This is a genomic window from Undibacterium sp. Rencai35W (assembly GCF_049340185.1).
In the GTDB taxonomy this organism is placed as follows: domain Bacteria; phylum Pseudomonadota; class Gammaproteobacteria; order Burkholderiales; family Burkholderiaceae_D; genus Undibacterium.
This window is the reverse complement of the sequence record NZ_JBMPPC010000004.1, coordinates 535,061-543,718: the sequence shown is the minus strand read 5'-3', so window position 1 is coordinate 543,718 and position 8,658 is coordinate 535,061. Positions and strand designations below refer to the sequence as shown.

Below are 8,658 nucleotides of genomic sequence, written 5' to 3'. Positions count from 1 at the left end.
AATGATGTTGTTCGATTACACGCCATTGCGTATCGGCAACAGCAAGTTGAAACACAGATTTGGCCAAATCAACGGCCACGGTAGTAGCATTCATAGTGGACTCCTCGCGTTGAAATCTGATCCCCATCCCCAATGTGAACCAGTGCGCTTAATATCGCGCAAAAAGGCGGGGGAGTCCATTCCATCAATCGAGAGGACGTCACCCGGCAAGCCGGGTGCCGCCTCTCATCTCAAACGTTAGTGCTAGGTTCTAGTATCTCCGAAAACGATCAAATGAAACTTATTCAAGCCTTTGTCGAATGTCCTGAAACGAGTATTTTTCGCGTGATCGGATCTGAAGATAGCGATTACTCGAACTGGGAAGTCGAACCACTCACTCTCGATATTTTGATGGAGGAGGAAGGGTTCTATATCGTAAAAGCTAAAAATATACTTCCTGATGGTAAAGTCCAAGACTGTTACTTGGACATATCACTATTAGAACGAATCAACGATTTGGTATATTTTTTTGATGGGGCAAACCTTAGAGTTGATTATTCGTTTAATTTTAACGGTGACGTCATCTGTGCAGTACCAATCGATTGTTTTGGCGTTTATGAGTTGTTTTACTCTAAGATAAATCCCTCTGTTGGGATTGATATTCTCAAAGTTGGATTGACTAATTCCACCAGAAAGAGCGCGATTGCGGAAGATCTAGGATATATTTTCCGTGACGAAAAACAGTATGGTGACGCGGCCAAAATGTTTCAAATCTCTGTCGATGAAGGCCCATCGTCTTACTTTTTATACGGTGAACTTGCGGCCTGTTATATGGAATCGGGGCAAACGGAAAAAGGGAAAGAGTATGAACGTCTCTTCGCACAAAACAATGAGATGCACTAACATGACATTCGAGTTCGCTCCACTTCGTTCCGCCGGACGCGCAAGCGCGTGCCGCTCAATTTTGCGTTAGGCCTCAGCGGGCTTCGCCACCAATACGGAGTGACTATGGCAACTAAGAATACTGCAAACAATCCTGTGAAGGGTCCTGCGTCTTATTTCCCGTCTATCGAAGAGAAGTACGGAAAGCCGGTCGATCATTGGTTCAAGGTGCTCGATAAGATTAAGGATCAGAAACATATGGAGCAGGTTGAGCATCTCAAGACCAAGCATGAGATTGGTCACGGCCATGCCAATGCATTGGTCGCCTACCACCGTGCAAAATCGGCCTAACCCGTCGTATATGGACTCCCCCCAAAGTACAAGAAATTAATCAATAGTTCTGGCACGTGGAATAAGCCTGCAGTCGACTATCCGGCAAATGATGTGGAATCTATGTGTTCCGTGCCGACATGGAATCTGCTTGATCATTGCGCCACTCCTTACGAGCGGCAGGCATAAAGCTGCTGGAAGCGCAGTTTTAATACCTTCACATGTAGCAAGGATGTTGATCAAGATTTTATGTCTGGAATCACGACTTTTGTAATCAATGCCAAATGGACTGATGGACAGTAATTTTTTCTGCGGTGCCTGACTTCCCACGCTACTGGATCTGCGCGAAAATCCTCGCAGGTCGCTGAACTTCAAGCTTAATCGTCAAATACCTATGTCATCCGTTTTCGTTCAAATTACAAGGTTTGTTGATGAGTATCAACCGGGCCTTGTAGAGTGCATGTTGGTGGACGCGTTCGGTGAAATTCACTTGTTCATAGAAAAAACGCCGATTGTTACCGACGAAGATTTGTGGAGGACATGTATCTACCCATGTGCAGGAATGATCGGTTGCGAAATCGAAGATGAATGTACAGACGATGACGGTCGTTCATTGGTCAGATCAATATTGAGCTGCCATGACATGTGGAGTCGGTTACTGTCGAAAATAGATTGACAGTTTTGCCGTCGTAAGTGGCACAGGTGCGATTCGACGATTAACATTACGGTCGAGAGGAAATCGCCAATGACGATTTTGTTTTCTAGTCATTTGCTGTCGTCATATTTCTCGTTTTCACAGATCGCCTTCCAGGTGCAAAGAAACGCGAAACTGGTGTTGATGCATAACTTAGCAATCGACTCGGATGTAACGCGCCAATCATTTCACGGTCAGGCGTCAGGATCCGTGCTCACAAATCTCATGGAGCAATAATGTCCCGCGATACAAAATTTGTGGAGGCAGCAGCCGCACTCGGATACAGCTTCGACGGCGAAATCAAGATAGGGGGCAACTATGCTCCCTTGGTGCAAGACGGTGACCGCATCTATATCAGCGGTCAAATTCCGCGAGTTGGAAGTGATGTTATTGTCACAGGCGCTGTCGGCGCCGAGACTTCACTGACGCACGCTCAGCTCGGTGCCAAAGTCTGTGCGATGAGAGCGCTTGCGCTACTCAAGCAGTCGCTGGGCACATTGGAACGTGTGAAAGGCATTCAGCGTATTACTGTGTTCGTACAGTCAGATAAACAGTTCACTCAGCAGAGTGAAGTCGCAGACGGTGCATCTGAAGTGCTATTCAATGTTCTTGGTCCTGCTGGCGCACATACACGTACCTCAGTCGGCGTATATCAGCTACCGAAGAACGCCTCGGTCGAAATTGATTTCATTGCGACCGTTGAGTAAGCTATGTTGGCGCCGTCGCCCAAGTCATCATTCCACCGGGTCTGTCACATAAAGCCCGTGTAGGTACGACTAGCGTCGCATCATCGTACAGATGTAAAACAAGAGTGCGTTTCACGCATCTTTCACTTAGAGAAAAATCATGACAGAAAAGTTTGTCGGCCAATGTCAGTGTGCTGCAGTCAATTATCTTGTTACCGGAACATCTGCAACGCTGTTTGCCTGCCATTGCACGGATTGCCAGCGCCAGTCGGCAAGTGCATTCGGCATGGCACTCTGGGTGAAGGATGCCAAAGTTGAGGTTATAAGCGGTGAGCTAAAAGAATGGGTGAGGCAGATGCCCTCTGGCCGCAAAATGTCTTGTCGTTTTTGCGGGGTATGCGGTACACGAGTATTTCATCAGGTTCTAGGGTCTGACATTCTCAGTATTAAGCCCGGCACACTACACAATACGAAAGACTTAGTACCGTGCGGGCACATTTGGACTGACAGCAAGCAGGAATGGATTCATATTGATGACAAGGCGCTCCGGTATGAGGGAAATCCGGAAAATTTTGATGCCCTTATTGCTGCATGGCATAGCGACCATGCGTGAGCTTACTATATGGTTCAAACCGCTCGCGTCGATACGATTAGCCTCATCGTATCGGCTTGCTTGACCAATCAACGAGGCGCTTAGGTTCAATATGATCTTCCTCCAGCTACGCAAGCATGTGCACGCCACATAACAAGTAAGAACGTATATCCATATGCCTTCTACCCTCATGGAAACAATGTGGCTATTTTGCATAAATATGTTAGCGTCGGTTGTTTTCAATTTAAAACAAGTTAGGCGATCCCGTGAAAAATCCTATCTTTTGGCTGAGCCTTTTTTGTGCAATGGCATTCCTTTGGCAGCTCTTCAAGCTTTCTCGTGGGCTTAAGAGTCAGTCTTGGCCTGCTACGGTAGCTGTAATTAAAAGTGTTTCTATCGAGGGGCGCGATCAGGGGGACGGTGATATTGCCTACAACGCCAATGTCGAATATGACTATCATGTTAATGGTAAGAACTACACATCAAATCGCTTTACCTACGCCGAGTCAACGCAGCTGAGCCATGAAGAAGCATTAGCCCTTACAAGCGGCTTGGCGTCGGGGACCGAGACCAATGCTTTCTATAATCCTTCACAGCCAGCCGTAGCCGTTCTTCACAAGGGAATTAATCGTTCTAACTTAATTAAAACAGTGATTGTCGGTGCTCTGACAGTGGCTTGTTTGATGGCGAGCATCCGGTTTGTCTAGTAAGCCGCTGGATAAAGACAAATAAATAGGCGATAAATAGACTGATAAAAATAGGCGGATAAACAGGCTAATCAACCTAATAAAAAATCCATCCAGAAGCCTTGCGTAAAATAAAAAAGAGAGTTGCAAATTACTCATGCAACTCCCTCTCTAACAACAGATTTCAACAGATTCCGACAAATCCCAACAACCTCAACGCAAGGGCAGCGGATAACTGGCAACGCTGGCGTTCCCCTTTTTATCCACAGCTTGCACCGCAAAAAACACATTGTCCTTCGACACATTTTTCATTGTGTAACTGGTGACGTTGCCGACGTCTACGCTGTGTTGCCAGTTCGCTGCGGTGGTTTCGCGCCAGAGGATGCGGTAGCCTGCCAGGTCTGGTTCGGGATTGGCTTGCCAGACCAAGCTGGTGCTGTTTTCTAGTTGGGTGGTTTGTATTTTTACCTGTGCCGGTGCTGCTGGTCCGGTTGCCAGCGATGCTAAGGCGGCGGCGTTGACTCTGGCGACTTGGGCGGTGTAATTGACGTCGACATACTCGGGCAGATCGCCGATTTTGACGCCGCTTTCTACCCTTACATTTTGGTGCTGGTGATTGAAGTCTTCGTTCGGTTCTGTAAAGCGCAATGCGGCATAGCCTTGTTCGAGAAACGGAATATGATCGCCGCCGCGCAGGTAGCGGTCACGGCGGTTGATGATAGTGACTTTAAAGCCGGGTACGTAGGCTTCGCCGATGGCTTTGACGTGGCGTGCCAGCTGGCGTGACGGCGAGTCGTTCTCGCCACCGGTGCTGATCAGGGTGCGCAGGGCTTCGGGCATGTCTGCCAGCGCGGGGATGCCTTCGGCGAACAGGCGTACCTGGGTGTTATCGAGATGGCCGTCGTCCGCGCGTGAGCTGCCGATGATGTCGTTGGTGAACATGCCGGCGATATTCATCTTGCTGGCGCGGGCGGTCTTGGCGAAATGTGCCGCGCCGAATAGACCTTGTTCTTCGCCCGCAACAGCCATAAAGATCAGATTGGCGTTAAGCGGATAATTTGCCTGCGCCATGACACAGGCCATTTCCATCACGGCTGCCGTGCCGGAGGCATCATCATTAGCGCCCGGTGCAAACGAGCTGGCGTCCATGACGTCTGTGGCCCGTGAATCGTAGTGGCCGCTGACCACATAGTAGCGGTCGCTTGGTACGGCGCTTTTTAATTCGGCGACGACGTTCACGATCTCAGTTGGCTGGGTCAGGCGGCGGCCTGCGGGTTCGATATAACTGTCAAAACGGACCGCCAGTTCGGGGCGGCCTTTTACCGTGCCACAGCGCTCCAGTTCGGCTTTGATCCAGCGCCGTGCTGCGCCAATACCGCGAGTCTCAGATACGGTGTCAGACATGGTGTGGCGGGTTTCAAAACTAACGAGCTTGTTGATGTACGCATTAATCCGCGCCGGAGAAATTTCTTTGACGATCTGTTCAATTGCTGGCTGACGAGCAACGGGTGCTGGCGCATTGGTGTCAGCTTGGGCGGGCAATAAAGGGAAGGCTAGAAGGCTGGCGATAACGGTAGGACGTAAGGCAAAACGCAACATGGAAGCTCCGGAGTGAGGGACAGTAATAGACAAGGATAAAGCAGGCATACGATTGCGTGGACATGGCGTGACGATCAGGTTCACTACCGTTTAAACCAGAACCAAGGCGGCGCCTGCATTAAGGCAAATCCGATGTGCCTAAACGGATCACGTCCATTGGCGGCGTATCGTTCGGCAACCATTTTTGGTGAATTTTGGCATAGGTGCCTTCTTTTTTCAGCCAGCGCAACGCGTCTTCCCAGGCCTTGATTATGCTGGACGGTGTTTTTTTGGAGAAGGCTAAATACAATTCGAGACTATCGAGTACCAGCACTTGTTCGACCTCGTCGGGCGCATGACCGATTTCTTTCAAAATCGACGGCACCACCAAGCTTCCCTCTACCCAAAGATCAAAGCGCTTGGCTAACAGCATATTGGCGATGACATGCGGCGTGGCTGCCTGATCGATATTCAGATAACCCTTTTTTCTGGCGGTATCGGCAAAAATACTCGAGCGATACGCGCCCACCGTGTATTTGCGTAAATCGTTGCCGAGCAATCTGCGCAGTGTCGCGGCATTGCCCTTGCGGGTGTACAGCGCGGTATTGGAGATCGCGATCGGCCCTAGCATGACGACCAGTTTTTCACGTTCCTCAGAGCGGCCCATGGTGAACAGCATGACATTCGGTTCTTCGAGCACGGCTTTGTAGCCTCTTGCCCATGGCACCACCTGAATCGGCTGGTTGCTGCCTAGACGCGCCTGCAAGGCTTGCACCACATCGACGGCCATCCCCTCGGCCTTGCCCGCATTGGCATAGCTGACCGGTGGCCAGTCTTCGGTATAAATATCCAGGGTTTGTGCGTGAATGCTGGCGGACAAGCTTAGTGTGATTGCCAGCCAGCACAGCGGTAAAGTACAGGGGCGGTGTAGCGAAATGAGCGTCGTCGTCATGGTCTGGCTTACCCGATTTTTCTAAGAAAAAACGAAGACAGATCCTGATGATCTGCTCCGGCGCTGAAGGGGGTTAATATACTGCCCCTGGGTATATTTTCAATATCCTTATAAAACCTGCGGAGTAAGCCTTATTTTAATGATAAATAGGGGGAGTATATGTCAGCAGCCGCTAAGGCAATAAAGACAGATTCATTCCCGCAGGCAGCACATCGTGCCGCACGACCGGGTAGCGCGAGGTCTGGCCGGACAAAGCATTCGGCCCCCAGATGCGCTCCCATCCCGGGGGCCAGGTCAGTGGCTCACCCGCATAATCCGGTGTGCGCTGACGCACGGCAAACACCGGCAAGTGCACGGGCAAAGGCGCATCCGGCGTATCGGCGCCCAGACTGTAGGCATAATTCGGCAGCAAGGCATCACAGACTTGGGCGAACCACTGCGTATGATCTTCATCCCGTCCCAGAGCTTGTGCCAGACCAGCAGGATCGAACTTTGCCAGCGCAGCGATCAGCTCTGCGGTACTGGCACCTGGCGCATCACCCCAGCCCATCACCGGATTAAAATTGTAATCAGCTCCTGAGCCATACCAGCCCTCGCGCCACGGTCTTTGCATCCAGTGCCGCGGTCCGGTAAATAATTGCCAGCGCCAGTGCAGCCCCGACGGTTTTGGCCAGCTATACAGATACAGTTTTTGATAACCGGCGCCGTGCAGTTCGCGCACCATCGCCATCAGACGCGCATGCGGCATGCGCTCCGGCGGCTGCCGGCGGAACAGAATCGCCTCGCCATCGGCATGCTGAATCTCATCCGTCGACAAATTCAGGTCGAGGGTACGCGATTCATTACCAAAGCGCGCCGCTACCCAGCCCGTCAACAAATTGACAGCAGTCAGCACGCCGTAGCCACGATGACGATGAAAAATAACAGTACCTGGAGCGATCGGTTTCATGAGACGGCGAAGGATGAAAATTAAACGGTCAAACAAAGAATAAGGTCTTAGTCTAATCCAAATCCAAGTCGCCGACAGCAAACTTCAGAGCTACAATATGACCAATGTTTGCTGGCAGTGTTGAATGACGCAGCTGATTGTTACAACTGATCGACACCAGGCAGCGCACGAACTTTTTATCGACGTATTCTTTATTTATTCTTCATTCTTTTTAACTACCATCATGACATTACGCATCATTGCCACCGGCGGAACCTTCGACAAACATTATGATGAACTGGCCGGCAAACTCGGGTTTGCCGAAAGCCATTTGCCCGACGTGCTCAAGCGCGCACGGATCACCGTACCCGTGGCTCTGGAAGCCGACCATCTCATGGATTCGCTCGACATGGTCGACGCGGACCGCCAGCGTATTCTGAGCTCTTGCCAACAAGCGGCTGAACGCGCCATCGTGATCATTCACGGTACCGACACCATGCGCGAAACCGCTGAAGTATTAGGCGCAGCCAATCTCGACAAAGCGATTGTATTCACCGGCGCAATGATCCCTTACGAGATCGCCAATTCTGATGCCTTGTTCAATCTCGGCTTCGCCTGCGGCGTCGCACAGTTGTTGCCGGCAGGCGTGTATGTCGCCATGAACGGACAGGTATTTAACTGGAACAACGTACAGAAAAATCGCACTGCCGGTGTGTTCGTCACCAATCCTGCTTAGTCACTTACTAGTCACTGATAAATCAATGACTAAGCATTGACCAAGCATTTATCAAAATTGCCAAAGCCCGTCTGAACCGCTATGAAACTACTCCTCGCCTCTGTATTGCTGACCTGTGCTGCGCTGGCGCAGGCGGCAGAAGTACGTTTTGGTCAGCTTTATTTTTTTCAACCAGAAGACGTGCTGCAGGCCAAACAAATCAAGAACGACGAAATCGCCCGCTACTCGAACAAGGTTCAGTCTTTCATCTGGAAGGCATTAAAAAAAGCCAATCTCGACACCGCCAGCGGCTACCTCGTGATGGCAGTCCGTGACGATGGCAAAACCGCTGCCTGGCTTGATATGGAGCCAGTGCTAAGCGAGTCGGTCGAGAGCGACATATTGACCGCCGCGAAAAAAATCCAGGCCTTCTCTGTTGCCCGTGGCACCGTCGTATTCGCGATCAAGATGACGCTTGAGTCACCGAAATGGTACGACCTGCAATTTAATAAAGTCCCGCCGCAACAAACCACGCGCCAAAAGCCAGCACCGCAGGCTTGGGATGACGTAATCAAAAAAATCGGCAACACCGACAACATTGAAGACATCGTCAACGCAGCCTGGCCAGAAGAATAA

The 8,658-nt window shown here is 50.6% G+C and carries 10 protein-coding genes; 7 read left to right on the top strand and 3 right to left on the bottom strand.

Going from position 1 to position 8,658, the window contains the following annotated elements:
• Nucleotides 1-273: 273 nt before the first annotated feature.
• The 5 genes from ACO0K3_RS11855 to ACO0K3_RS11835 all read left to right on the top strand — a co-directional run bounded on the left by ACO0K3_RS11855 (nt 274) and on the right by ACO0K3_RS11835 (nt 3,870).
• Nucleotides 274-882: a tetratricopeptide repeat protein gene (locus ACO0K3_RS11855; protein WP_422984819.1), complete on the top strand. Its 609-nt coding sequence runs from the start codon at nt 274-276 to the stop codon at nt 880-882.
• Between the two features lie 105 nt (nt 883-987).
• Nucleotides 988-1,212, top strand: a complete 225-nt coding sequence (locus ACO0K3_RS11850) for a DUF4287 domain-containing protein (RefSeq protein WP_422984817.1) — start codon at nt 988-990, stop codon at nt 1,210-1,212.
• Between the two features lie 909 nt (nt 1,213-2,121).
• Nucleotides 2,122-2,592, top strand: a complete 471-nt coding sequence (locus tag ACO0K3_RS11845) for a RidA family protein (RefSeq protein ID WP_422984815.1) — start codon at nt 2,122-2,124, stop codon at nt 2,590-2,592.
• 139 nt (nt 2,593-2,731) lie between these two features.
• Entirely contained in the window at nt 2,732-3,184 is a 453-nt protein-coding gene (locus tag ACO0K3_RS11840; RefSeq protein ID WP_422984813.1) for a GFA family protein, read from the top strand.
• Nucleotides 3,185-3,429: 245 nt separating this feature from the next.
• Nucleotides 3,430-3,870, top strand: coding sequence for a DUF3592 domain-containing protein (locus ACO0K3_RS11835; protein WP_422984811.1), 441 nt, complete (start codon nt 3,430-3,432; stop codon nt 3,868-3,870).
• Between the two features lie 192 nt (nt 3,871-4,062).
• On the opposite strand, the gene ACO0K3_RS11830 is transcribed toward ACO0K3_RS11835, so the two are convergent.
• The 3 genes from ACO0K3_RS11830 to ACO0K3_RS11820 all read right to left on the bottom strand — a co-directional run bounded on the left by ACO0K3_RS11830 (nt 4,063) and on the right by ACO0K3_RS11820 (nt 7,328).
• A complete protein-coding gene (locus ACO0K3_RS11830) occupies nt 4,063-5,448 on the bottom strand; it encodes a M20/M25/M40 family metallo-hydrolase (RefSeq protein WP_422984809.1) in 1,386 nt (461 codons plus the stop codon).
• 118 nt (nt 5,449-5,566) lie between these two features.
• The gene (locus ACO0K3_RS11825; RefSeq protein ID WP_422984807.1) at nt 5,567-6,379 is read right to left on the bottom strand and encodes a substrate-binding periplasmic protein; all 813 of its coding nucleotides are present in this window, start codon (nt 6,377-6,379) and stop codon (nt 5,567-5,569) included.
• A 172-nt stretch (nt 6,380-6,551) separates the two neighbouring features.
• Nucleotides 6,552-7,328 carry an L-asparaginase gene (locus ACO0K3_RS11820; RefSeq protein WP_422984805.1) on the bottom strand — a complete coding sequence of 259 codons (777 nt, stop codon included), beginning with the start codon at nt 7,326-7,328 and terminating at the stop codon, nt 6,552-6,554.
• A 223-nt stretch (nt 7,329-7,551) separates the two neighbouring features.
• On the opposite strand from ACO0K3_RS11820, the gene ACO0K3_RS11815 reads away from it, so the two are divergent.
• On the top strand, nt 7,552-8,043 hold the full coding sequence (locus ACO0K3_RS11815; RefSeq protein ID WP_422984859.1) for an asparaginase domain-containing protein: 492 nt from the start codon (nt 7,552-7,554) through the stop codon (nt 8,041-8,043).
• Nucleotides 8,044-8,124: 81 nt separating this feature from the next.
• Entirely contained in the window at nt 8,125-8,658 is a 534-nt protein-coding gene (locus ACO0K3_RS11810; protein WP_422984803.1) for a hypothetical protein, read from the top strand.

Coding starts and splice junctions, on each gene's coding strand:
- ACO0K3_RS11855 (WP_422984819.1), top strand. CDS start 274: ATGAAACTTATTCAAGCCTTTGTCGAATGTCCTGAAACGAGTATTTTT.
- ACO0K3_RS11850 (WP_422984817.1), top strand. CDS start 988: ATGGCAACTAAGAATACTGCAAACAATCCTGTGAAGGGTCCTGCGTCT.
- ACO0K3_RS11845 (WP_422984815.1), top strand. CDS start 2,122: ATGTCCCGCGATACAAAATTTGTGGAGGCAGCAGCCGCACTCGGATAC.
- ACO0K3_RS11840 (WP_422984813.1), top strand. CDS start 2,732: ATGACAGAAAAGTTTGTCGGCCAATGTCAGTGTGCTGCAGTCAATTAT.
- ACO0K3_RS11830 (WP_422984809.1), bottom strand. CDS start 5,448: ATGTTGCGTTTTGCCTTACGTCCTACCGTTATCGCCAGCCTTCTAGCC.
- ACO0K3_RS11825 (WP_422984807.1), bottom strand. CDS start 6,379: ATGACGACGACGCTCATTTCGCTACACCGCCCCTGTACTTTACCGCTG.
- ACO0K3_RS11820 (WP_422984805.1), bottom strand. CDS start 7,328: ATGAAACCGATCGCTCCAGGTACTGTTATTTTTCATCGTCATCGTGGC.
- ACO0K3_RS11815 (WP_422984859.1), top strand. CDS start 7,552: ATGACATTACGCATCATTGCCACCGGCGGAACCTTCGACAAACATTAT.
- ACO0K3_RS11810 (WP_422984803.1), top strand. CDS start 8,125: ATGAAACTACTCCTCGCCTCTGTATTGCTGACCTGTGCTGCGCTGGCG.